Annotated in this window: 31 protein-coding genes; 29 read left to right on the forward strand and 2 right to left on the reverse strand. The window is 44.1% G+C overall.

The window, feature by feature from the left end:
- Positions 1-4 precede the first annotated feature (4 nt).
- Complete coding sequence (locus tag KEJ24_05740) at positions 5-1,534, reverse strand: radical SAM protein (GenBank protein MBS7647319.1); 1,530 nt, start codon at positions 1,532-1,534, stop codon at positions 5-7.
- Between the two features lie 104 nt (positions 1,535-1,638).
- On the opposite strand from KEJ24_05740, the gene KEJ24_05745 reads away from it, so the two are divergent.
- From KEJ24_05745 to KEJ24_05770, 6 genes are all read left to right on the forward strand, one after another.
- Positions 1,639-2,400 carry a TrmB family transcriptional regulator gene (locus KEJ24_05745; GenBank protein MBS7647320.1) on the forward strand — a complete coding sequence of 254 codons (762 nt, stop codon included), beginning with the start codon at positions 1,639-1,641 and terminating at the stop codon, positions 2,398-2,400.
- A gap of 24 nt (positions 2,401-2,424) precedes the next feature.
- Positions 2,425-4,704, forward strand: a complete 2,280-nt coding sequence (gene hypF / locus KEJ24_05750; GenBank protein ID MBS7647321.1) for a carbamoyltransferase HypF — start codon at positions 2,425-2,427, stop codon at positions 4,702-4,704.
- A gap of 44 nt (positions 4,705-4,748) precedes the next feature.
- A complete protein-coding gene (locus KEJ24_05755; GenBank protein ID MBS7647322.1) occupies positions 4,749-4,985 on the forward strand; it encodes a HypC/HybG/HupF family hydrogenase formation chaperone in 237 nt (78 codons plus the stop codon).
- A gap of 21 nt (positions 4,986-5,006) precedes the next feature.
- Positions 5,007-6,086, forward strand: a complete 1,080-nt coding sequence (gene hypD, locus KEJ24_05760) for a hydrogenase formation protein HypD (protein ID MBS7647323.1) — start codon at positions 5,007-5,009, stop codon at positions 6,084-6,086.
- A gap of 56 nt (positions 6,087-6,142) precedes the next feature.
- Positions 6,143-6,766 carry a DUF996 domain-containing protein gene (locus KEJ24_05765; GenBank protein ID MBS7647324.1) on the forward strand — a complete coding sequence of 208 codons (624 nt, stop codon included), beginning with the start codon at positions 6,143-6,145 and terminating at the stop codon, positions 6,764-6,766.
- Positions 6,767-6,845: 79 nt separating this feature from the next.
- Positions 6,846-7,055, forward strand: coding sequence for a hypothetical protein (locus KEJ24_05770; GenBank protein ID MBS7647325.1), 210 nt, complete (start codon positions 6,846-6,848; stop codon positions 7,053-7,055).
- 4 nt (positions 7,056-7,059) lie between these two features.
- On the opposite strand, the gene hypE is transcribed toward KEJ24_05770, so the two are convergent.
- Positions 7,060-8,100 (reverse strand): hydrogenase expression/formation protein HypE, encoded by a 1,041-nt coding sequence (gene hypE, locus KEJ24_05775; protein ID MBS7647326.1) that lies wholly within the window; start codon positions 8,098-8,100, stop codon positions 7,060-7,062.
- 259 nt (positions 8,101-8,359) lie between these two features.
- Here hypE and rplV point away from each other — a divergent pair, with 259 nt between their 5' ends.
- The 23 genes from rplV to KEJ24_05890 all read left to right on the forward strand — a co-directional run bounded on the left by rplV (position 8,360) and on the right by KEJ24_05890 (position 20,383).
- Positions 8,360-8,851, forward strand: a complete 492-nt coding sequence (rplV, locus tag KEJ24_05780; GenBank protein MBS7647327.1) for a 50S ribosomal protein L22 — start codon at positions 8,360-8,362, stop codon at positions 8,849-8,851.
- The gene (locus KEJ24_05785) at positions 8,852-9,568 is read left to right on the forward strand and encodes a 30S ribosomal protein S3 (protein ID MBS7647328.1); all 717 of its coding nucleotides are present in this window, start codon (positions 8,852-8,854) and stop codon (positions 9,566-9,568) included.
- A complete protein-coding gene (gene rpmC, locus KEJ24_05790; protein MBS7647329.1) occupies positions 9,569-9,826 on the forward strand; it encodes a 50S ribosomal protein L29 in 258 nt (85 codons plus the stop codon).
- A complete protein-coding gene (locus tag KEJ24_05795) occupies positions 9,810-10,091 on the forward strand; it encodes a ribonuclease P protein component 1 (protein ID MBS7647330.1) in 282 nt (93 codons plus the stop codon). Before rpmC ends, KEJ24_05795 begins: the two co-directional genes overlap by 17 nt.
- A complete protein-coding gene (locus KEJ24_05800; GenBank protein MBS7647331.1) occupies positions 10,085-10,411 on the forward strand; it encodes a 30S ribosomal protein S17 in 327 nt (108 codons plus the stop codon). Before KEJ24_05795 ends, KEJ24_05800 begins: the two co-directional genes overlap by 7 nt.
- A 1-nt stretch (position 10,412) precedes the next feature.
- Positions 10,413-10,853, forward strand: a complete 441-nt coding sequence (locus KEJ24_05805; GenBank protein ID MBS7647332.1) for a 50S ribosomal protein L14 — start codon at positions 10,413-10,415, stop codon at positions 10,851-10,853.
- A 12-nt stretch (positions 10,854-10,865) separates the two neighbouring features.
- Positions 10,866-11,486, forward strand: coding sequence for a 50S ribosomal protein L24 (gene rplX, locus KEJ24_05810; GenBank protein ID MBS7647333.1), 621 nt, complete (start codon positions 10,866-10,868; stop codon positions 11,484-11,486).
- Between the two features lie 13 nt (positions 11,487-11,499).
- Entirely contained in the window at positions 11,500-12,246 is a 747-nt protein-coding gene (locus KEJ24_05815) for a 30S ribosomal protein S4e (protein MBS7647334.1), read from the forward strand.
- Positions 12,239-12,778, forward strand: a complete 540-nt coding sequence (locus KEJ24_05820) for a 50S ribosomal protein L5 (protein MBS7647335.1) — start codon at positions 12,239-12,241, stop codon at positions 12,776-12,778. The genes KEJ24_05815 and KEJ24_05820 overlap by 8 nt, the downstream gene beginning before the upstream one ends.
- A 15-nt stretch (positions 12,779-12,793) precedes the next feature.
- Positions 12,794-12,958: a 30S ribosomal protein S14 gene (locus KEJ24_05825; protein ID MBS7647336.1), complete on the forward strand. Its 165-nt coding sequence runs from the start codon at positions 12,794-12,796 to the stop codon at positions 12,956-12,958.
- A gap of 10 nt (positions 12,959-12,968) precedes the next feature.
- The gene (locus tag KEJ24_05830) at positions 12,969-13,352 is read left to right on the forward strand and encodes a 30S ribosomal protein S8 (protein ID MBS7647337.1); all 384 of its coding nucleotides are present in this window, start codon (positions 12,969-12,971) and stop codon (positions 13,350-13,352) included.
- Between the two features lie 15 nt (positions 13,353-13,367).
- A complete protein-coding gene (locus KEJ24_05835; GenBank protein ID MBS7647338.1) occupies positions 13,368-13,913 on the forward strand; it encodes a 50S ribosomal protein L6 in 546 nt (181 codons plus the stop codon).
- Positions 13,914-13,915: 2 nt separating this feature from the next.
- On the forward strand, positions 13,916-14,413 hold the full coding sequence (locus KEJ24_05840; protein ID MBS7647339.1) for a 50S ribosomal protein L32e: 498 nt from the start codon (positions 13,916-13,918) through the stop codon (positions 14,411-14,413).
- Between the two features lie 3 nt (positions 14,414-14,416).
- Complete coding sequence (locus tag KEJ24_05845) at positions 14,417-14,872, forward strand: 50S ribosomal protein L19e (GenBank protein MBS7647340.1); 456 nt, start codon at positions 14,417-14,419, stop codon at positions 14,870-14,872.
- A complete protein-coding gene (locus tag KEJ24_05850; GenBank protein ID MBS7647341.1) occupies positions 14,872-15,486 on the forward strand; it encodes a 50S ribosomal protein L18 in 615 nt (204 codons plus the stop codon). The genes KEJ24_05845 and KEJ24_05850 overlap by 1 nt, the downstream gene beginning before the upstream one ends.
- Positions 15,476-16,108 (forward strand): 30S ribosomal protein S5, encoded by a 633-nt coding sequence (locus KEJ24_05855; GenBank protein ID MBS7647342.1) that lies wholly within the window; start codon positions 15,476-15,478, stop codon positions 16,106-16,108. The genes KEJ24_05850 and KEJ24_05855 overlap by 11 nt, the downstream gene beginning before the upstream one ends.
- A gap of 39 nt (positions 16,109-16,147) precedes the next feature.
- Positions 16,148-16,597: a 50S ribosomal protein L30 gene (locus KEJ24_05860; GenBank protein MBS7647343.1), complete on the forward strand. Its 450-nt coding sequence runs from the start codon at positions 16,148-16,150 to the stop codon at positions 16,595-16,597.
- An 84-nt stretch (positions 16,598-16,681) separates the two neighbouring features.
- Complete coding sequence (locus KEJ24_05865) at positions 16,682-17,140, forward strand: Hsp20/alpha crystallin family protein (protein MBS7647344.1); 459 nt, start codon at positions 16,682-16,684, stop codon at positions 17,138-17,140.
- Between the two features lie 5 nt (positions 17,141-17,145).
- On the forward strand, positions 17,146-17,589 hold the full coding sequence (locus KEJ24_05870; GenBank protein MBS7647345.1) for an uL15 family ribosomal protein: 444 nt from the start codon (positions 17,146-17,148) through the stop codon (positions 17,587-17,589).
- Positions 17,590-17,601: 12 nt separating this feature from the next.
- Positions 17,602-19,020 carry a preprotein translocase subunit SecY gene (gene secY, locus KEJ24_05875; protein ID MBS7647346.1) on the forward strand — a complete coding sequence of 473 codons (1,419 nt, stop codon included), beginning with the start codon at positions 17,602-17,604 and terminating at the stop codon, positions 19,018-19,020.
- 17 nt (positions 19,021-19,037) lie between these two features.
- A complete protein-coding gene (locus tag KEJ24_05880) occupies positions 19,038-19,505 on the forward strand; it encodes a DUF106 domain-containing protein (protein ID MBS7647347.1) in 468 nt (155 codons plus the stop codon).
- Positions 19,506-19,512: 7 nt separating this feature from the next.
- Positions 19,513-19,794, forward strand: coding sequence for a 50S ribosomal protein L34e (locus KEJ24_05885; protein ID MBS7647348.1), 282 nt, complete (start codon positions 19,513-19,515; stop codon positions 19,792-19,794).
- 10 nt (positions 19,795-19,804) lie between these two features.
- The gene (locus KEJ24_05890; protein MBS7647349.1) at positions 19,805-20,383 is read left to right on the forward strand and encodes a cytidylate kinase family protein; all 579 of its coding nucleotides are present in this window, start codon (positions 19,805-19,807) and stop codon (positions 20,381-20,383) included.
- Positions 20,384-20,839 lie beyond the last annotated feature (456 nt).

The raw sequence follows: 20,839 nt of genomic DNA on the forward strand, positions 1-20,839 counted from the left end.
GCGATTATACCGGCTCGTTCAGCTTTTTACCTGTTTTTGCAACCCATTCGTTGGCTGATATGGCGAATTGCTTTTCCACGCTGGTTCTGTGGAAGCTGTTGTAGGTGCAGAATGGTCTAATTTTTCCGTCTGGTGTTGCATAGTGAATGACGCATTTTTGAACTCTGTCTAAGTCGAAGTTCCAAATGTCCATGAAATGCATGATTCCTATCATCACAATTCTCCGCATGAATTTTCCAAGTGCCTCATAGCTGCCTTTAGTTACGACGTCTTTAATTAAGCCTCTAACCAGTGAGGATTTCACCATGGGCAGTAACTCTAACATTTTCATTTTCGCCATGGTTCTCTTGCCCTTTACGCCAGAGTAGTGGATGTCCCAAAAGACTTCTGCAAACTTGTCTACATCTAAATACTGGGTGATAGGTTTGTAGGAACCATCATCCTCAACAACTATGAAGGTTGCAGCCCCGCACATGGGGTGCATTGTAAACTCTGGGTAAACGCGGTTTTTAATAATCTCCATACCTCTTGATATTGGTACAGGCCAGTTAACGGGGCGCCAGTCCCAACGGGTTATGGTTCCGTTTGTCTGCTCCTCTATCAGTTTTATAGCGTCGGGTACTGTTATGCGCATTTTTCGCATTTCATCCTTCCGGGCTCTTCCAGCCATAGAGATTGGTTGAATGTTCACGCATCTAATAACGTCATGGTTTTCTACAGCGTAGCGGATTATTTCTCCCAAGTCTTTGTCGTTCACTTCTTTTGCAAGTGTGACAACGAGGACTATTGAATCTAAGCCAACTTTTCTGGCGTTTTCCACAACTTTTTGTTTTACTTGGACAACGTCTGTTCTGCCTCTTGTTTTCTTGTAAATTTCCTCCTTCAAGCCGTCAAACTGAAGGTACAGTGTGCTTAAACCAGCATCTAAAAGCTTTTTGAAATAGTCTGTGTCTTCTGCGAGGCGCAAGCCGTTGGTGTTAACTTCTACGTGGCGTATTCCAGCCTTTTTTGCTTCCGCGATAAGCGCTGGCAAATCGTTCCTTAATGTTGGTTCTCCCCCGCTGAACTGAAGCGAGTTACAGGCCCAAGGCTTATTGTTTCTAAGAAGTTTAATCATGTCCACCAGTTGCTCGTAGCTTGGTTCATAAACGTAGTTTACCGCTCCTGCATATGCAAAACAGACTGGGCAAGCCATATTACATCTGTTTGTGACGTCTATTATGCCTAAAACAGTGTGGGATCTGTGCTGAGTGCATAATCCGCAGTCGTAGGGGCAACCCTTGGCAGGTTTTGTGTGAGGGTTCTCTAATCCAACTCCGCCATATTTTGCGCTATACCAGCCCTTGTAAAACCACTTGAAAAGCTCAGCGTCTCCCCAATAGATATCCTCAAACTTTCCGTGTTCAGGGCAAGTTTTTTCGAGATAAATTACATTATTTTCCTCGTAAATTCTCATGGGGACTCTTTTTAGGCATTCTGGGCAGACGCTCGTTGAGTAAGTTTCGAATGTTGTCTCTTCAATTATTGATGTCATCTTTATCCCGCAACGTTTAGTGGTTAGGTTTCTGCTAAAGCTATATTAAAATTTCCATAATTTTAATATGGTGAAAAGTATTATTCTTATATATGAGCGGTAAAGTGAACTTTTTTCTTAAAAAAGTCGGATTAACCGATTATGAGGTGAATGCTTACTTAACACTTTTGGAGAAAGGCGCCTTAACAGCCAGACAAATAAGTTATGGAGCACAAATACCCCCCTCAAAAGTGTATCAGGTCTTAAATAGCTTGGAAAAGAAGGGATGGATAGAAGTTTCGAGGAAAAGGCCGAGCAAATATTTTCCAAAGTCGCCTGAAACAGCCCTAAAAACGGCTAAAGCAATTTTAGATGATGAATGGTTACAAATTGAAAAAGTCGTGTCAGATAAGTTGACACCGCTCTACGAAAAGATTGAAGCCAAGGAAAAATATGACATCTGGATTCTGAGAGGGTCGTCGAACATAGCTTCTAAGTTTAAGGAGATGGCTAAAAACTGTCGGGAAGAGTTGCTGGTGGCGCTTCCATACGTTAAAGAGGATTTTCTTTTAGAATTTTACCAGTTGTTTCATTCCTTTTTCGGAGAGAAAATTCAAGTGCGGGTTATGGTTTCGAAGGAGTTAAGCGCAAATGTCCTTAGAATCCTTTCAAAAGTTGGTGAAGTAAGATTCAAGGACAAAATGTTCGGCGGCGGAGCCATATCCGACAGTCGTGAAGTTCTGCTTCTCTTCAGCGATGGAAAAGGGGAAACAACTGCCATATGGTCAGATCATCCGGGTCTGGCTGGACTAGCTAAGGACTATTTTAACTATTTGTGGAAGGAAGCTGAGGTGAACCTTAAAATTCACCATGACAATTATGTTTAACAGCCTAGGCAAGAGATGACGCTGGTGCGAGTGAGGGTTAGGGTTACTGGCATAATTCAAGGAGTAGGCTTCCGCCCGTTTATATATCGTATAGCAGTAAAAAACAATCTCAAAGGATATGTCCGTAACATGGGCGACGCTGGTGTGGAAATTCTTCTAGAAGGTGAAGAAAATGCCATTAACAATTTTCTAATGGACTTGAAAACCAAAAAGCCATCCTTGGCGCAGATCCACGAAGTCATTACAACCGAAGTTAAAGGACAATACGAATACACCGACTTTAAAATTATCGAAAGTTCTGATAAGGCTGAACTTTCTGGTTCTGTAATTCCGCAAGACGTGGCTATATGCAACGAATGCCTAAAAGAGCTTAGAGACAAAAGCAACCCCAGATACAACTATTTCTTCATTACATGCACTGATTGCGGTCCAAGATATACCGTTATTGAAAGACTTCCATATGATCGAGAGAACACTACGATGCGAGACTTCCCCATGTGCAGTTTCTGCCAAAACGAGTATAGGAACCCGTTAAACAGACGTTTCCACGCCCAAACCGTAGCTTGTCCAAGGTGTGGTCCAAAGGCTTATTTAACAACAAGCAATGGCGAAATTATTCCGTTTATGGACCCCATACGAGAGGCTGGCAAACTGATAGCTGAAGGTTTCATCGTGGCTGTTAAGGGCTATGGAGGTTTTCATGTCGCGACTTCAACCTTAAAAGATGAACCTCTAGAAAGGCTTAGAAAAGCAAAGCATAGAAAGCAGAAGCCTTTCGCCATTATGGCGCGAAGCTTAGACGCTGTGAAATCGTTCGCCGAAGTGGATGCTAAAGAGGCTGAGCTTTTAACCTCCTACACGCGTCCCATAGTGTTGCTGAGAAAAAGCGCCGATTACTATCTTTCAGATTTGGTCGCTCCAGGCCTACACAATGTTGGAGTCATGCTTCCATATACGGGTTTACATTACCTGCTCTTTGACGACGTCGACGATCCAGCTTTTGTGATGACCAGTGCTAATCCGCCTAACCAGCCTATAGTCAAAGACGACCTTGAAGCTTTGAAAGCGCTTGGCGGCGTAGTCGACTATTTTCTGTTCCATAATAGACGGATTGCTCACCGTTGCGACGACTCAGTGATGCGTGTGCATGGTGAAAAACAAGTTTTCATCCGACGTTCAAGGGGTTATGCTCCAGCACCTTTAATGTTAAGGGAAAAGGCTGAAAAATGCGTTTTAGCTTTGGGCGGCGAACTTAACAATACTGCCTGCATTTTGAACGGCGACAAAGCTTTTATATCTCAGCACATAGGTGACGTTGAAAACATTGAAACCAGAGATTTTCTTAAAAACACTGCTGAACATTTGGCTTATCTAACTAACAGTAGGATCGAAGTAGTTTCATGTGACTTGCATCCGAAGTTCACTACGACAAGACTTGCTCAGGATTTGGCTGTCCAACATGGATGGCAACTTATCCAAGTGCAACATCATTTTGCCCACGTGGCCGCTTTAATGGCTGAACATGGCGTTGACGAAATAATATGCATATGTTGCGATGGGTACGGATATGGAATTAACGGTGAGGCATGGGGCGGCGAAATAATATTCGCTTCACGAAACTCCTACGAAGTAAAACGCGTTGCTCATCTTGAGGAACAACCAATGCCTGGGGGAGACTTGGCAACACGCTACCCACTGAGAATGGCCGCCGGGATTCTTCATAGAAAAATAAACATGAGGGAGTGGCTTATGCAGAATGGGTCACGCTTCCCATACGGAGAAAAGGAGGTTCATCTAATTCTTCAGCAACTGGAAAAGAGGCGTGGTGTGATTGAAACAACGAGTTGTGGAAGAGTTCTGGATGCTATTGCAGCTATTCTTGGTGTTTGTTATGAGCGTACATATGAGGGTGAACCAGCCATGAAACTTGAATCAGCAGCTATAAACGGTAAAGATGTTTTGCAATTGAAACCCATAATACAGGGGGATGCTTTAGAAACGACAAGCATGGTTCTTGAAATATTTGAAAAACGAGAAAAGTGCGCAGTGGCTGATTTGGCTTTTTCCACTCATGTATATTTGGCTAGGGGCTTGGCTGAGCTTGCGGTTGAAAAAGCCTTAGAAAAAGGCGTCAAAATTATTGGCTTTTCGGGTGGAGTTGCATGCAACGAAATACTTGCTGGAATTATGCGGAAAACCGTGGAAGCTGCCAATCTCCGTTTTCTAGTTCACGAGGCTATTCCACCTGGCGACGGAGGTTTATCTTTCGGTCAAGCTGTTTATGCCGGTTTTTTTCATTTCTAAACGCAACCATTTTATTGATGTGTGCTTGCATTTCAATGAGAACAATGTGTTTAGCTATTCCTGCGAAGGTTGTAAAAGTTCAGAACAGTAAAGCTCAAGTTGACTTTGGAGAAGGTGTTCTGAGAGAGGTTGATGTTTCCCTTGTGGATGTTAAGGTTGGCGACTATGTTTTGGTACATGCTGGTTACGCCATCCAAGTGTTAAGCCGGGAAGAGGCTGAAGAAACACTACGTTTATGGCGTGAAATCTTAGAGGTTGAGAGCACGTTAGGACCAAAATGATGTGGCGTGTTGCTGGTCAATATGTTTGAACAATTAAAGTTTAGAGACCAAAATTTGGCCAGTCGAATAGCTGCGAAAATACAGGAAATCGCACCTAAAAATGATGTTGTGAAAATATGTCACGTTTGCGGCACTCATGAGTGGACAATAACCCATTACGGCCTGCGAAGTTTGCTTCCTCCAACTGTTGAGGTTATCGCCGGGCCGGGATGCCCGGTCTGTGTTACACCGGCTTCGGAGGTGGATGAGGCTGTAGTCCTTGCCATAAAAGGAGTCGTTGTCACGTGTTTTGGGGATGTTCTCCGCGTTCCAGGCTCTGAGCAATCTCTTTTAGATGCTAAAGCTAAGGGCGCTGACGTCCGAGTTGTTTACAGCGTTTTAGACGCTGTCCGAATGGCTGAAAAAGAACCGAGTAAGGAGTTCGTTTTCTTTGCCATCGGTTTTGAAACCACAGCACCTTCAACGGCTATAGAAATCTTAAGGAAACCTCCTAAAAACCTTAGTTTTCTTGTTTCTCATCGTCTCATTCCGCCAGCTATGGAGCTTCTGCTGGGAATAGGCGACCTTCATATAGACGGTTTCATCGCCCCTGGACATGTGAGCACTGTTATAGGGTTAAAGGCTTATGAAATCTTTCCAAAAGCTTACCGCATGCCCACCGTCGTTGCTGGATTCGAACCACTAGATGTGTTATTCGCCATCTACATGGTTCTGAAACAACTTAGGGAAGGCGTAGCGAGACTTGAAAACGAGTATGTTAGGGCTGTAAGTTGGGAGGGCAATACTAAAGCTCAAGAAGCCATGTATAAAGCCTTTGACATCGTGGACGGTGAATGGCGAGGACTGGGAAAACTGCCATCGTCAGCGTTCAGGCTAAAAGATGAGCATGCGGCTTTTGATGCAAGAGAAAAGTTTAGAGTACGTATCACTCGTGGTAGGGATTTGCCGCCCGGGTGTCAGTGTCACCTCGTTATGATTGGAAAAATTAGGCCTACCGAGTGCCCTCTTTTCATGAAAATTTGCACCCCGCAGAAACCTGTGGGGGCATGCATGGTAAGCATGGAAGGAACATGTCGGATCTGGGCGAAATCCATCAGATAAAGCTTTTATTCAGAATGCGATATAACATGAATCGCCTCTAAGCGAGGTTAAAAACTATGAGTCTTGAATCAAACAAGGCGTTAGGCGGTGTAGGTGCAATACTGATGGTTATAAGTCTTCTCGGCTTATTCAAATCAGCTTACACATTGTTTCTACTGATTGTTGGAATTATTCTGGTTTTGATTGCGTTAAAGGGTTTCGCGGATCATTACCAAGACGGTGGCATATTTAACAACGCTCTTTATGGAGTTATCGCCATAATTGTCGGCATAGCGGCAACCACAACCATATTCGTAATGCTTGCCCTGCAAGTGCTAGCTATGGGATTAAATTGGGCCAATCTTTTAGAAGTTCAACAATATTTTATGGGCCATATGGATATTCTTTGGCGAATTGTTGGAACCGTTATAGGAGCTCTCCTAGTATTCTACATTGCTGGTATTGTCTCAGCAATACTGTTTAGAAAATCGTTAAACGCGCTTTCTGCAAGGTCAGATGAGAAACTTTTTGGAACCGCCGGTTTAGTCTGGCTTATAGGTGCCGTGATACCACTAATAGGCATTATTATAGTTTGGATTTCATGGATACTTATGGCTGTAGGCTTTTTCTCCATAAAAACAGCGCAGGCACCAATTCAACCGGCAGCTATCCAATCATCGCTACAACCCCCCTCACCCTAACTAGCCTTTTTCTCTGTTCATTTATTGGTTAAGCTTAAACACTGGAAAATTCAAACTGTATAGAGGCGTGTGTTCGAAGATGAGCGGTGAAAGCGATAGGGCGTACACAGGTAAATGTGTTGACTGCGGCTCACCTTTGGTTTTATATGAAATGGATTTCGAGAAAGGGCGCCGAGTTATGCAATGTAGCCGTTGTGGCTTATTCCACTTTTACAAGAAGGATTTCTTTGGCAGATGGAAACTTGTTAAGGCTGGAAGAGTTTCAGACCTCTGGAGAAAATCCAAATAGTCTCCTAGCAAATCCTTGGGACAGGATCTCCAACGGGTCTCGGAATTATTCTTTTCCCGCCAACGACGGTTTGCATAGCAACTCCTGCAAAGGCGTCTGTAGCTTCGCCTATCATTTCGGCTCCCCTCCCTTCCTCTGTTGTTCTCAAAAGTTCTAGAAGTTCTTCGGCTTTCTCTTTCACGACGCCTATAACTATCTTACCCTCATTCCCAACTTCCAACGGATCTAAGCCTAGCATTTCGCAAGCTGCCCTAACATCGTTTCTAATAGGGATTTTATCCTCATAGATTATGATCCCTACGTTGGATTTTTCGCTGAACTCGTTGAGAGCGTCAGCTAAACCGCCACGGGTGGGGTCTTTCATGGCTGTTATGCCACCCACCTCGCAGAGCATGCGCTGGATTAGACGGTTTAAAGGTTTGACATCTGATTTTATGTCGCTTCCGAAGCTTAAGCCTTCTTGGGCTGACAGAACCGCCAAGCCGTGGTCAGCAATGGTTCCAGACAAGATTATTTTGTCGCCGGGGCTGAGGTTAGAGTCCAAAATCCACCGTGCCTTGAAGTCGCCTCTAAAACGTTTCACAACATTTAAATTCTTTTCTAAGGCTTCGGTTCTCCTACCTATGCCTGAAACGTTTATGACGCATCCGCCTAAGTTGCCCTTCTCTATAACCTTTGTGTCGCCTGTAATTATGCTCACGCCTGCCTCTTGGCATGTCTGATGCATGCTTGCCAAAATCCTTTCGAAATCGGATAGTGCTAGTCCTTCTTCAAGGATGAAGCCGCATGCCAAAGCGTAGGGTTCAGCTCCCAGAACAGCGATATCGTTTACTGTGCCGGAAACAGCTAAGCGCCCGATGTCTCCACCCGGAAAGAATATGGGTTTTACGGCGTGGGAGTCGCTTTTCAAAACAATGTCGCCAACAGCCGCCGCGTCATCAAGTGCTTCGAGAGGGACTTCTGCGTTGCTAAAACCGCCAAAATACTTTACGATATAGTTTCTGACAAGTTCATGCATTATTGTTCCGCCAGCACCATGTAACATGGTTATGACGCCTTTACTCGCACTCAAGGGCTATCACCGCCTCTGGATACTAGGAGGTCGCCGGAGATAAAGGAATCGCAACACTTTGACGGTGAACCAAAACCAATGGCTCTCTCCTACACCTTTCACTGCTTTTTGGATTCTTGAAGGCTTAAGTGTGCTTTTGGCCAGTAGACCTTCTGGAAACATCTTTAACTAAATGGAAAACCATATAAATCGCCATGTAGCTGTTCAATTGCACAGTTGGAGAGTCTATTAAGTGCCAGAGTGGGGATATTCAATACCTGAAGAAGCATTAGACCCGGAAAAAACGGTTAAGGCTAGCGGGCGGGAGGTTAGAGTATCCCCTAAATCAGCCCGCGAAATATGTAAAACCATCAAGGGAATGACCCTTAACGAAGCTAAAAGATTTCTACTGGATGTTATAGCCAAAAGGAGGGCCGTTCCTTTCACGCGGTTTAAAAAGAAGGCGGGACACCGTCACGGTCTAGAAAAAGCTTATGCTGGCAGATATCCAGTCAAAGCAGCCAAGCAGATCTTAAAGATTCTTGGAGGAGCCGAAGCCAACGCTGAAAATAAGGGCTTGGACACAGAAAGGCTGAAAATAATTCATGCGTCAGCGTATCCGGGAATGAAGATCAAGCATTACATGCCTAGGGCTTTTGGGAGGGCCACTCCAAAATTTGAGACTTTAACTCACATTGAGTTAGTCCTAGAGGAACAGCCGGAAACAGTTACGGAGGAATCTTAAATGGCTGTTGTGAAACATTTTATATCCAAGTCCAAGAAAAGGGCGGAAATAGACGAGTTCTTGCAGAGAAAACTTGAAAGGGCCGGGTATGGTGGAGTGAATATTGCAGAAACCCCGCTTGGCACTCACATTGTCATTTATGCTATGCGTCCGGGACTTGTAATAGGGCGGAGCGGCGAAACCATAAGAGAGCTTGCCAAAACTTTAGAGGAAAAGTTCGGCGTTTCAAATCCACAGATTTCGGTTTCCGAAATAGAGGTTCCAGAGCTAAACCCCCATATTGTTGCCACGCGGATAGCCTCCGCCCTGGAAAGAGGCGTACATTTCAGGCGGGCAGGCTTCTGGGCTCTAAATCAAGTGATGGAAGCCGGAGCTTTAGGTGTAGAAATCATAATCAGCGGAAAGCTGAGAACTGAGAGAGCACGATACGAAAAGTTTAAGGCGGGTTACCTACCTAAGTGCGGCGATCCCGCAATAAAATATATGCGGAAAGCTGAAGTTCATGTGCAATTAAAGCCAGGCATTTTTGGAGTTAAAGTTAGGATAATGCCTCCAGACGCAAAGTTTCCAGACAAAATCGAAATAGCGGAAACTCTTCCGGCAGAGGTAGAATCAGAAGTGACAGAAGATAGTAAACCCGCAGACACCGCGCCGAGAGAGGTTGAAAAGGAGAAGGAAGTTGAAGAAACAAGCGGAGAAGAGGAGGCTGCTAAGTAAATGCCAATAATCCGAGTTAAAGAGATAAGAGAGCTGTCGCCGGAGGAGCGAGCTAAAAAACTAAATGAATTCCGAACAGAGTTGGTCAGGCTAAAAACCATGGTTAAAGCCGGGGGCGCCGTAGAAAATCCTGCGCGAATAAAGGAGCTGCGAAAAGCAATCGCCCGAATATTAACAATTGAAAACGAGCAGAAGATTGAAGCTTCCCTATCTCAGGCATCTAAAGGAGGAAGGAGAGCAAATGAGAGTAACGCCTGACATTATACGCTACGAGTTTATTGGAACAGAAGCTAAAGTCGCCAAAAGCACTAACCCGAACTATATAGGCATACAAGGTAGAGTTATTGATGAGACAAAGAACACTTTCACGATACTTCATAATGGTGAAAGGAAGATAATTATTAAAGATACGTCAATTTTTCATTTCAAATTTTTTGACGGCACTATTGTGGAGGTTGATGGAAAACTTCTTGTTGGAAGACCTGAAGACCGCCTTAAAAAGCGAGTTAAGAGGTTATGGTGATGGCGCTTACTTTCAAAGTGCCGAAAAAAACGTGTAACGACCGGAACTGCCCCTTCCATGGAAATCTTCCAGTAAGAGGACGCATATTAGAAGGCGTTGTTGTCAGCGCCAAAATGAATAATACCGTAATAGTGCGACACGATTATCTAAAATATGTGTCAAAGTTCATGAGATATGAGAGACGATACAGTCGCATACCCGCCCACAACCCACCATGCATAGACGCGAAGGAGGGCGATTACGTTACAATAGCTGAATGCAGGCCGATAAGCAAAACCGTCTCCTTCGTTGTTGTTGAGAAGAGGGAGGAGGAGAAGTAAAATGGCTGCAAAGGCAAAGACAAGGGGCCTAGTTGCAAAAGGAGTGATCGGGCAAAGACCAAAGATTTCACGGGGGCTGCCTACTGGCGCTATATTGAAGTGCACAGACAACACTGGAGCGAGAGAATTACGTTTAATTCAAGTTTTAGGCTACAAGGGAAGGCTAGGCCGCTTGCCATCCGCGGCTGTGGGAGATCGCGTAACGGTTTCCGTTAAGCGTGGAACGCCGGATATGCGTAGAAAAATTTTCCAAGCGGTTATAGTCAGGCAGAAAAAGCCCTTCCGCAGAGCTGATGGTGTATGGATTCAATTTGAAGATAATGCTGCTGTGATAATAACTCCGGAGGGCGAGATGAAGGGTTCTGAAATCCGCGGACCTGTTGCAAAGGAGGCTGCGGAAAGATGGCCGAGGATAGCCAGCGCAGCCAGCATAATAATATAGCGGGGTAGGCCTATGCAAGCAGCTAAAACATCTAAACCTTCAAAGCAAAGGAAAGCACTGTTCCAGGCGGCTGACCACGTACGCTATAAACAATTTGCAGCTCCGCTGTCTCCAGAGTTAAGGAAAACCTACGGCACGCGAAGCTTGCCTGTGAGAAGCGGCGACACAGTCCGCGTCATGCGAGGCGACCGCAAAGGATTCGAGGGGAAAGTTTCCCGTGTGGATCGGAAAAAATACCGCATCTACGTTGAAGGTTTAACCCGAGAGAAGGTTGATGGTACAACTGTTTTTGTCCCCGTTCATCCATCAAAAGTCATGATAACCAAGCTTAATTTAGACGACAAATGGCGAAGGAAAATTTTGGAAAGAAGAAAGAAAACGAAAGAAAAAGTGGAGGCAGCAACTGAAAAAGCTGTGGAGGTAACGGAGAAACCCCCAGAAGCAGTAAAAGTTGAGGAAAAACCCTCAGAAGAAAAAGCGGTGGCTGAGTTTCCACTAGCCTTGGAGGCAGAGAAACCAGGAAAAAAGAAGAAAGCAACAAAGAAAGCTGTTAAAGGAGCGGAAGCGGCTAAGCCAGAGGCGAAAACCGGGACAAGAAAAAGAAAGTCGTCGGAGGAATTAAAGGTTGGGTAAAAAAGGTGGGTCAATGGGTCTGAAACGGAAGCCAGCGCCAAAAGTCTGGCCTATCCATAGAAAAGAGTTTGTATGGGTTGTAAAGCCGAAACCAGGTCCACACTCGCTTGAAAACTGTCTCCCCTTAACCGTAATTCTGCGTGAAATCCTCGGAGTTGCAAAAACGAGGAAAGAAGCTAAAATAATTGCTTCCCAAGGAAAGGTTTACGTAGATGGAAAGGTTAGACGCGAAGACAAGTTTCCTGTGGGGCTTATGGATGTTGTTTCACTTCCAGAGGCAGACAAACACTTCCGTATATTGCCGTCTCACAAGGGCTTTATTCTCCATCCAATAACTGGGGAAGAAACAACATTTAAACTCTGTAGGATAGAAAACAAAACAACTGTAAAAAATGGTCATGTACAGTTAAACCTTCATGACGGCTCAAATGTTCTCATAAAGGTGGCGGATCCAAGGAACCCACAAGAAGACGTTTACGATACCTTTGACACAGTTCAGCTGAACCTTCCAGACAGGCGGATCATTGGACACATAAAAATGAAAGAAAAGGACTTCGTGTTAATAACCGGCGGCAAAAACATGGGGAAATGTGGTAGAATAATCGCTATCGAGGAGGCAAAAGGCAAGAAACGCAAAGACTCCATAGTGACCATAGAAGATGAGAAAGGAAACCGTTACCAAACAATTCTAGACTTTGTCTTTGCAATAGGCGAAGAACAACCCTTAATATCTTTACCGGAGGCCAAACAAAATGTCTGAGGATGAAATCCGGAAAAAATGGGAAGAAAACCCTATGCTTAAACCAAAAATAGACAAGGTTGTTGTAAACATAAGTGTCGGAAAATCCGGGGAGCCCCTTGAGAAAGCATCAAAAGTTTTGAAGGAATTAACCGGACAAAATCCATGCAAGAGGAAAGCGAAGAAGACAATAAGAGATTTCGGAATTAGACGTGGCGAACCTATGGCATGCATAGTTACTCTTAGAAAGCAAAAGGCTCTAGACTTTCTGAAGAAAGTCTTGCATGTTATTGATTACAAGCTTCCAAGGAGCTGTTTCGACAAGCATGGAAACTTCGCTTTCGGCATAAAAGAGCACATAGAAATTCCTGGAGTGAAATATGACCCGGAAATTGGCATATTTGGCATGGATGTTTGCGTGTCCCTAAATCGACCTGGTTGGCGTGTTAAAAACAGGCAAAGAGCTAGGTCAAAAGTTGGTGCTGGGCATATTTTAACTCCAGAGGAGGCCATGGTTTTTGTTAAAGACACCTTAGGGGTTGAAATAGTCTAAAAGGGGTGAAAGGTTATGGCCAAACAGAAACCTAAGAAAGAGCGGAAATACGGTAAAGGTTCAAGGCCTTGTATAAGATGTGGTTCCTATGGACCCATTATTCGGCGTTATAATTTATATTTATGTAGGCATTGTTTTAGGGAAGTGGCTAAAAAATTAGGCTTCCAAAAATATGAATGAGGCTAAGGCTATGGATGTGTTGGCAAACGGCTTGACAACAATACTAAACAACGAGTTACGCAACAAGCGCGAATGCGTAATTAGCCCAGCCTCTAAACTTCTCGGTAAAGTTTTAAGAGTTATGCAGTTACACGGATACATTGGCGAGTTTGAATTTATAGATGATGGACGCGCTGGGAAATTTAAAGTTCAGCTTTTGGGCAGAATAAATAAGTGTGGCGCCATCAAACCCCGTTTCGCCGTTAGTGTAGACAAGATTGAAGATTGGGAGAAAAAGTTTTTGCCGTCCAGAGATGTGGGATTATTAATTATCTCGACGTCGAAAGGCGTGCTTTCCCACAGGGATGCTAAGGAGAAAAAAATCGGAGGGAGACTTCTAGCATTTGTATACTAAAGAGAGGGCTTTACAATGCGGGCTGTAGAGGTCTCAAAGGTTCTGCAAATTCCAGACGACGTTGAAGTTACATTAGAAGGCAAAAAAGTAACCGTTAAAGGCGCCCTCGGCTCTCTTACAAGAGATTTTTCGTACGCTCCTATCTCAATGGAGCTTCAAGGAAAAACCCTTAGAATCTGGGCTAATTGGCCGCGCAAAAAAGAAAGCGCCCTTGTTGGCACTGTTTATGCGCATATCAACAACATGATCACCGGAGTTAGAAAGGGCTTCACCTACAAGTTGAAAATAGTTTTCTCTCACTTTCCAATTTCGGTTAAGGTTCAAGGTAACACTGTTTTAATTGAAAATTTCACCGGTGAGAGAAACCCGAGAAAAGCGAAAATAGTAGGCAACGCGAAAGTCAAAGTTTCAGGCGACGATGTGATAGTTCAAGGAATCAACATTGAAGATGTAAGCCAAACAGCAGCCAACATAGAGCAAGCCACCAAAGTGAAAAGAAAAGACCCGCGGGTTTTCTTAGACGGCGTATACCTATACGAACGTGGTGAGGGGATGAATTAAATATGAGTGAGTCGAAAAGCGTGACTTTGGAAAAAGCCTTGCGTTTGAGGGCTAAGATAAAAAAGAAGAAGCCGGACTTTGTCAGACATGAAAGTTGGCGGTATGACCGTTTAAAAGAGAATTGGCGTAGACCAAAAGGCATAGACAACAAAATGCGGAGGAAAATCAAGGGTTGGCCTCAAACGGTAAACGTTGGATACCGAGGGCCGAAAGCTTCTAGAGGTATCCACCCCTCAGGCTATGAGGAAGTTTTGGTTTATAACATCGAAGACCTTAAAAAAGTTGATGCAAAAACCCAAGCGGTACGAATTGCCCATACAGTTGGAAAAAAGAAGCGAATGCAAATCCTTCAAGAGGCAAGAAAAAAGAGAATAGTCGTTTTGAATCTTAGCGAAGCAAAAGAAAAAGTCGAGGAAAAATCTATAGAAAAAGAGAAGGCAGAGGAGGTCGAAGAGGAAAAGGTGAAGGAAACGCAAAAAAGAAGAAGGAGGAGAAGATAAGCAATGACAAATCTTAGAAGCCAGCGACGCCTAGCCGCACAAATATTGAAAGTCGGCCAAGAAAGGGTTTGGATAGACCCGAACAGAATAGAGGACGTAGAAGCTGCGATAACCCGTGAGGAAATTAAAAAGCTTATCCATGAAGGCGTAATCAAGCCCATAAAAGAGAAAGGTGTTAGCCGCGCGAGAGCAAGGGTTGTTCATGAAAAGAGGAAGAAAGGCTTGAGACGCGGCCCAGGAAGCAGGGGTGGGGCAACTGGTGCAAAAATCTCCAAGAAAGAAGCTTGGATGAATAAGGTTAGGGCCTTGCGGAAGAGGCTTCGCGAGCTTAAAATCGGGAAGATCATTACTGAGAGCACCTATCGAAAACTGTACACGATGGTGAAAAGTGGAAGGTTCGCGTCTGTTGCAGACATGGAGCGCTACATTAAGGCGCATGACTTGTGGAGGAAGCGTTAATGGCGAGAAATGCCCGCTACTGTGTACCCTACCGTCGGAGGAGGGAAGGAAAAACAAACTATCGAAAACGGAAAGCGTTGATACTTTCTGGGAAGCCGAGACTTGTGGTTCGCGGCTCGCTGAAAAACATTCTCGTCCAAATAGTTACAGCTAAACCCAGAGGCGATGAAGTTTTGGTTTCAGCTCACAGCAGAGAACTCCTAAAAAAGTTCGGCTGGAGGGCTCCGAGAGGTAATGTTCCCGCAGCCTATTTAACTGGGCTTCTTTGCGGGTTAAAGGCCAAAGCTAAAGGCGTAGATGAGGCTGTTTTGGACATTGGACTGCATTCCCCAACGAAAGGCGCAAGAGTTTTCGCTGCCTTAAAAGGGGTTTTAGACGCAGGGTTATCCGTTCCCCATGGAGAGGAAAAGCTTCCAGATGAGGATAGAATAAAGGGTCTGCATATAGCCCAGTATGCTAGAAGCTTGTCGGTTAACGCTGAAAAGTATATGATTGTATTCTCTAAATATTTGGAGAATAAAATCTCACCGGAGCAACTTCCTGAGCATTTTGAAGAGGTTAAAAAGGCTGTAGTTGCAGCATTTAAAGGTGGAGGTAGAGGTCGTGGCGAGTAAAGCTAGCAGTCTGGAACAGTGGGTTCCAAAAACACGTCTTGGAAAGCTTGTTCAAGAAGGCAAAATAACCTCTATTGAAGAAGTTTTCATGGAAGGTTTACCAATTCGGGAACCTCAAATTGTTGATGCTTTGCTCCCGGGCCTTCAAGAGGAAGTTATAAACATAAATCTTGTTCAAAAGCAGACTGATGCCGGGGAAAAGTCTAGGTTTAAAGCCATAGTTGCTGTTGGAAATAGGGACGGTTTCCTTGGACTTGGCGCTGGCAAGGCAAGCCAAGTGCGAACAGCTATAGAGAAAGCAGCTACGGATGCTAGGCTCAATATAACTCCAATCAGACGAGGATGCGGAAGCTGGGAGTGTGGATGTGGAAAACCCCACTCTGTGCCTTTTCAAGTGGAGGGAAAATGCGGAGGCGTTAGAGTTGTTGTAATCCCCGGCCCGAGGGGGTTAGGACTTGTTGCCAGTGAGGTTGCAAAAGTTATCCTTGGACTTGCTGGAATAAAGGATTGTTGGACTAGAAGCTACGGCTCAACAAGAACTGTTCCGTCATTTGCTTATGCTGTTTTTGATGCTCTAAAGAAAACTTACAGTCTGACAACTCCCGTGGACTGGGTGAGATAGTTGGCGGAGCCACATCAAGAACGCAAATGCATTGCAGCTGTGAGGGTTCGAGGGATCATAAGCGCACCATTGCAGGTTAGGGAAACCCTACGTATTCTAAACCTAAAAAGAAATAACTATGCCATTTTAATAGACAATCGCCCATCATTTCTTGGGATGCTCAAAACGGCACAAAATTTCGTTACATGGGGAGAAGTTTCGAAAGAAATCATAGCTAACTTGCTGAAAAAGAAGGGAAGATTGGCTGGAAACAAAAAGTTAACAGATGAATACGCGCAAAAATTTGGCTTCAAATCACTGGAGGATCTAGCGGAAGCCATACATAACTGCAAAGTTGAATATTGGAAACTTCCTAGTGTACAACCATATTTTAGGCTACATCCGCCGACAAAAGGCTTCAAGGGCAAAATAAAGAAGGGCTACAACATGGGCGGCGAACTTGGCTATAGAGGCGAAAAAATAAATGACTTATTGGAACGGATGATTTAGCCTCTTCTTATATGACATTTTTAAGGCGATACCTTTTATAGCCAGTTTACGAATGCCATTATGCTATAAGGGAGAAGGTTTGAAATGAGGTGGCGGAGAAGCAACCGGCGTCCCAAATGGTTTAAAGCTGTAAGAAGGTTGGACGAAGCTGAAGGTAGGAAACATCTAAAAACTATTAGATTTGATGAATTCAAAGCCAAGGGAAATCCTTACACGTACCCACGTAAACGATTAAAGATTGACGGAAAAACTGCTTCACAATGGAAAGAACCTAAACCTTTGCTGGACGTTTTCGATGATGAAAATTATGTAATTATTGTTACAGAGCTCAAAGGCTTCAAAAGAGAAAACATAAAAATCAATGTGGAAAAGAATCAGCTAACTCTGCTAGCGAAATCTCAAAACCGCAGATATTGTAGACGTCTAACTTTGCCCGAAACCGTTGTCCCGGAATCTATGTATACAACTTATAAGAACGGAGTGTTGGAAATAAGGCTTAAGAAAGCCATTAAAGAAAGCACCATAAGCAAAATGGCTGGTTAGTAAATATGCCCCACAAGCTTAGGAAAATTCGCAAAAAACGTGGTTCACGAACATGCGGCTACGGAAGAGTAGGCCAGCATAGAAAATCAGGCTCGAAGGGTTATAGAAAGGCTGGCCGCCATAAGCATGGATGGACTTATGTCATGAGATATGAACCAGAATACTTCGGCAAGAAAGGTTTTACCTCTCCCCAAAGCATTAAACGAATAGTTAAAGCCATAAACGTTGGAGAACTAGAAGAAAACATTGAAAAATTCCAGCCAAAGGAAGAAGAAGGCAAAATCTTCGTGGACTTGGAAAAATTTGGAATAACAAAGCTCTTAGGAACCGGAAAAGTTACTAAACCGTTAGTGGTGAAAGTTACTTCATGTTCAAGGTCTGCAGCTGAAAAGATAAAAGAAGCCGGGGGACAAGTTTTAGTAGAATCCATGGAAGAATCTGAGGAGTAGTAAGGTTAATCCATGGCTGGAAGATTCTTAAACTTTTTCAGGCCTCTTGCAAGATTCATTCCAGAGGTTAAGGCTCCAGAGCGGAGAGTAAGTTTTAACGAGAAGCTTTTCTGGACAGCCATAGCGCTCATAATATACCTCGTCATGGCCAGCGATGCTTGTCGCCTCTACGGAATCCAAAGAGAGGAAGCATTCGCTCCTCTAAGAATAATTTTTGCCTCAAGCCGCGGCACTCTAATGGAGCTAGGCATAGGCCCAATAGTAACCGCCGGTCTCATTTTACAGCTCTTAGTGGGCTCAGCTATGATTGAGTGCGACATGTCAAAACCCGAAGACAGAGCCCTTTTCACAGCTGCAAGCAAGGTCCTCGCCTTGATATTGACAGGCATTCAAGCGTCTGCTTACATAATAAGCGGCATGTACGGTCAGTTGTCCGGTACAACAGCCATTATAATTTTCTTGCAATTGTTAGCCGCTGGGGTGATCGTTATGCTTTTAGATGAGCTTATCCAGAAGGGCTGGGGTTTCGGCAGTGGAATAAGCCTCTTCATAATGGCGGGTGTGGCGCAACAAATATTCTGGGAATGCTTCAACCCTTCACCAGTTGACCAATACGGCGGCTTCGGAATCTTTGTTGCATTGGCACAAACCTTGATGAGCGGACAATCTGTAACCGGCTTGCTGTTGAGGCCCGGAAACTTTCCCTCCCTGACAGGCCTCATAGCCACAATAGCCGCTTTTCTTGTGATAATTTATATGGAAGGTGTCAGAGTAGAGTTGCCGTTGTCTTACGCGGGCTATCGCGGTTTTAGGAGCCGCTACCCAATCAAGCTCTTATATGTCTCAAACCTTCCGGTAATTTTTGCTTCAGCCCTCTTCGCTAACATATATTTCTTCTCTTATCTCTTGTGGTATAATTGGAGCCGGCCTCAAGGAGGAAACTTTTGGACAGACCTGTTAGGCTGGTACAAGCTGCAAGGTGACCAGTATGTGCCAGCCGGGGGGTTAGTCTATTACGTAACCTCTCCCGGGAACCTTTCAAATGTTCTGAATGAGCCTTTAAGAGCCGTAGGATATCTCATAATCTTGATGGTTTTCTGTGTTATTTTTTCACTTACATGGCTTGAAGTGGGCGGCTTAGGGCCTTCCACGGTTGCAAAGCAGCTTGTGGACTCTGGTATGCAGATTCCGGGTTACCGGCGTTCTGAAAAAGCCGTTGAACAGATTCTTAAACGCTACATTCCAGCCGTGACTGTGCTTGGCGGAATAATAGTTGGGCTTATCGCAGGCTTATCAGACTTCTTTGGAGTTTTCGGCTCTGGCATTGGGATTCTCCTCTCCGTTGGCATAATCTACCAATACTACGAGATTTTAGTGCGGGAAAGGGTGGCTGAAATGTACCCAGCCTTTAGAAGAATATTTGGAGGCTGAAATGGAGGAGTATTAAAATGTTACCCACAACCCCTCCCGGGTCAACGCTTTTCTTCTTCTTGCTAGCTGCTTCCCTCACCTTCTTAATGACTCTTGCAAATCGTCTCTCAACAGACCCTGAAAAACTGAAGGCTTGGAGAAAAGAAATCTCAGACTTTTATAAACAGTGGCGGGAGGCCCAAAAAAGCGGAGATAAAAAGCGGATGGAAAAGCTTATGAAAAAACAACAGTACATTTTACAGCTTAACGCTAAAATTTCGTGGCAATCAACCAAAGTAATGCTCATATTTATTGTTCCTTTATGGATTATCTGGTTCTTTCTTAGAGGGATATACGGCGAAGCTGAAATTGCTTATTTTCCAGGTGTAGGTTGGCATCTGCCTATTCCATTGTTTGGTTCGTCGATATTCTGGTGGTACACCTTATGTTATTTCCTTTTCAGTACACTGTTCTCCCACTTGTTTGGCCTAGTTAGTGTGGAGTGATGTGAAAATGCCTAAACCAGCCCTTCGAACTAGAAGTCGAAAACGCGTCTCAAAAGCGTTGCCAGGTGGACGTACAGGCGTGCACTTTAAACGCGAAGTACCAGCCAAAACTAGTTGCAGTATGTGCGGTAAACCACTTGCTGGGATTCCGAGGATGCTTCCGTTCGAGGTGAGAAAACTTACCAGTTCAAAAAGAAGAGTTTCAAGAATTTATGGCGGCCAACTCTGTCCCAACTGTTTGAAAAGCGCTTTAAAACAAGCTGCAAGAAGTCTAACAGCCGCAAGCTGAGGCTAGGAAGATGGTGAAAGAATCGGTCGTCATCTGTATCTGCGGGATGGCTGGGAGTGGTAAAAGCACAGTTGCCAAGAAGCTGGCTGAAAAATACGGCTTAAAATATTATTCTGGAGGAGACGCTCTAAAGGCTCTAGCCATAGAAAAGGGCTATATGCCCCTTGAAAAAGGTTGGTGGGAAAGCCGGGAAGGCTTAGCCTTTCTAGAAACCAGAGAAAAAAATTTGGAGTTCGACAAAGCTGTGGACCAGAAACTCTTGGAAGTGGCGGGACAAGGCGACGTCATATTAGACAGTTGGACCATGCCATGGCTTCTTAAGAATGGCTTTAAGATATGGCTAGAGGCATCCCTAAAAAAAAGGGCTGAAAGGGTTGCCAAGAGAGACGGAATAAGCATTAAAAAGGCTTTAGAGGCGTTAAGAAACAAAGAAGAAAAAACCAAAGCCATTTACAGGAAACTCTACGGTTTCAGACTAGGCGAAGACTTCACACCCTTCCAGTTAATATTAGACGTGGACAATCTAACAGCTGAAGAGGTTTTCCAAACCTTAGTCTCAGTTTTAGACCGAATGGTTTTTAATAAATAAACGCTTTTTCACAATTTTTTAATGTTCAAACAGAAGATATTCAGATTTATCCAAGCGTAACTTGGGCGTCCACTCTGTTTAACGGAGATGTGGAAGATGTGAATTTGAGGCATGTGCTCATTGGGCTGATTGCTGGCTTCATTATTATCTTTTCTTCCTATTTGTTGCGTGTTTCCGACGAAACCCTTCAAGCATTACTCACTTTTAACATATTCTTTGTATGCATGCTTTTTCCGTTAAATGGTTCGTTAGAAAGAAAGTTAATCATCCTTTTAGTTGGAAATGCGGTCTGTTTTATTTGGAGTACCTTGTTTTCCATGTTTGTCGGCGTCGTTTCCTCCTGTTTCGGTGATGGTTTTAACGCTTTGTTTCTTTTTCTGAATCCATTGTTAAATTTACTCTGGATTGTTTCCTTTTGGTCCACCAGCTTAACATTTTTGGTGAAATCTAGGAATA

It is taken from the genome of Candidatus Bathyarchaeota archaeon, from assembly GCA_018396705.1.
Lineage (GTDB): Archaea > Thermoproteota > Bathyarchaeia > Bathyarchaeales > Bathycorpusculaceae > DRVP01.

What these genes read in the sequence shown, in the direction of transcription:
- KEJ24_05840 (MBS7647339.1), top strand. Translation starts at nt 13,916, where the DNA reads ATGAGTGAGTCGAAAAGCGTGACTTTGGAAAAAGCCTTGCGTTTGAGG.
- KEJ24_05850 (MBS7647341.1), top strand. Translation starts at nt 14,872, where the DNA reads ATGGCGAGAAATGCCCGCTACTGTGTACCCTACCGTCGGAGGAGGGAA.
- KEJ24_05740 (MBS7647319.1), bottom strand. Translation starts at nt 1,534, where the DNA reads ATGACATCAATAATTGAAGAGACAACATTCGAAACTTACTCAACGAGC.
- KEJ24_05755 (MBS7647322.1), top strand. Translation starts at nt 4,749, where the DNA reads ATGTGTTTAGCTATTCCTGCGAAGGTTGTAAAAGTTCAGAACAGTAAA.
- hypD (MBS7647323.1), top strand. Translation starts at nt 5,007, where the DNA reads ATGTTTGAACAATTAAAGTTTAGAGACCAAAATTTGGCCAGTCGAATA.
- KEJ24_05770 (MBS7647325.1), top strand. Translation starts at nt 6,846, where the DNA reads ATGAGCGGTGAAAGCGATAGGGCGTACACAGGTAAATGTGTTGACTGC.
- KEJ24_05825 (MBS7647336.1), top strand. Translation starts at nt 12,794, where the DNA reads ATGGCCAAACAGAAACCTAAGAAAGAGCGGAAATACGGTAAAGGTTCA.
- rpmC (MBS7647329.1), top strand. Translation starts at nt 9,569, where the DNA reads ATGCCAATAATCCGAGTTAAAGAGATAAGAGAGCTGTCGCCGGAGGAG.
- KEJ24_05815 (MBS7647334.1), top strand. Translation starts at nt 11,500, where the DNA reads ATGGGTCTGAAACGGAAGCCAGCGCCAAAAGTCTGGCCTATCCATAGA.
- KEJ24_05870 (MBS7647345.1), top strand. Translation starts at nt 17,146, where the DNA reads ATGCCCCACAAGCTTAGGAAAATTCGCAAAAAACGTGGTTCACGAACA.
- hypE (MBS7647326.1), bottom strand. Translation starts at nt 8,100, where the DNA reads ATGTTACATGGTGCTGGCGGAACAATAATGCATGAACTTGTCAGAAAC.
- KEJ24_05835 (MBS7647338.1), top strand. Translation starts at nt 13,368, where the DNA reads ATGCGGGCTGTAGAGGTCTCAAAGGTTCTGCAAATTCCAGACGACGTT.
- KEJ24_05785 (MBS7647328.1), top strand. Translation starts at nt 8,852, where the DNA reads ATGGCTGTTGTGAAACATTTTATATCCAAGTCCAAGAAAAGGGCGGAA.
- KEJ24_05830 (MBS7647337.1), top strand. Translation starts at nt 12,969, where the DNA reads ATGGATGTGTTGGCAAACGGCTTGACAACAATACTAAACAACGAGTTA.
- KEJ24_05800 (MBS7647331.1), top strand. Translation starts at nt 10,085, where the DNA reads ATGGTGATGGCGCTTACTTTCAAAGTGCCGAAAAAAACGTGTAACGAC.
- KEJ24_05845 (MBS7647340.1), top strand. Translation starts at nt 14,417, where the DNA reads ATGACAAATCTTAGAAGCCAGCGACGCCTAGCCGCACAAATATTGAAA.
- KEJ24_05805 (MBS7647332.1), top strand. Translation starts at nt 10,413, where the DNA reads ATGGCTGCAAAGGCAAAGACAAGGGGCCTAGTTGCAAAAGGAGTGATC.
- rplX (MBS7647333.1), top strand. Translation starts at nt 10,866, where the DNA reads ATGCAAGCAGCTAAAACATCTAAACCTTCAAAGCAAAGGAAAGCACTG.
- secY (MBS7647346.1), top strand. Translation starts at nt 17,602, where the DNA reads ATGGCTGGAAGATTCTTAAACTTTTTCAGGCCTCTTGCAAGATTCATT.
- KEJ24_05795 (MBS7647330.1), top strand. Translation starts at nt 9,810, where the DNA reads ATGAGAGTAACGCCTGACATTATACGCTACGAGTTTATTGGAACAGAA.
- KEJ24_05880 (MBS7647347.1), top strand. Translation starts at nt 19,038, where the DNA reads ATGTTACCCACAACCCCTCCCGGGTCAACGCTTTTCTTCTTCTTGCTA.
- KEJ24_05765 (MBS7647324.1), top strand. Translation starts at nt 6,143, where the DNA reads ATGAGTCTTGAATCAAACAAGGCGTTAGGCGGTGTAGGTGCAATACTG.
- KEJ24_05885 (MBS7647348.1), top strand. Translation starts at nt 19,513, where the DNA reads ATGCCTAAACCAGCCCTTCGAACTAGAAGTCGAAAACGCGTCTCAAAA.
- KEJ24_05890 (MBS7647349.1), top strand. Translation starts at nt 19,805, where the DNA reads ATGGTGAAAGAATCGGTCGTCATCTGTATCTGCGGGATGGCTGGGAGT.
- KEJ24_05865 (MBS7647344.1), top strand. Translation starts at nt 16,682, where the DNA reads ATGAGGTGGCGGAGAAGCAACCGGCGTCCCAAATGGTTTAAAGCTGTA.
- KEJ24_05820 (MBS7647335.1), top strand. Translation starts at nt 12,239, where the DNA reads ATGTCTGAGGATGAAATCCGGAAAAAATGGGAAGAAAACCCTATGCTT.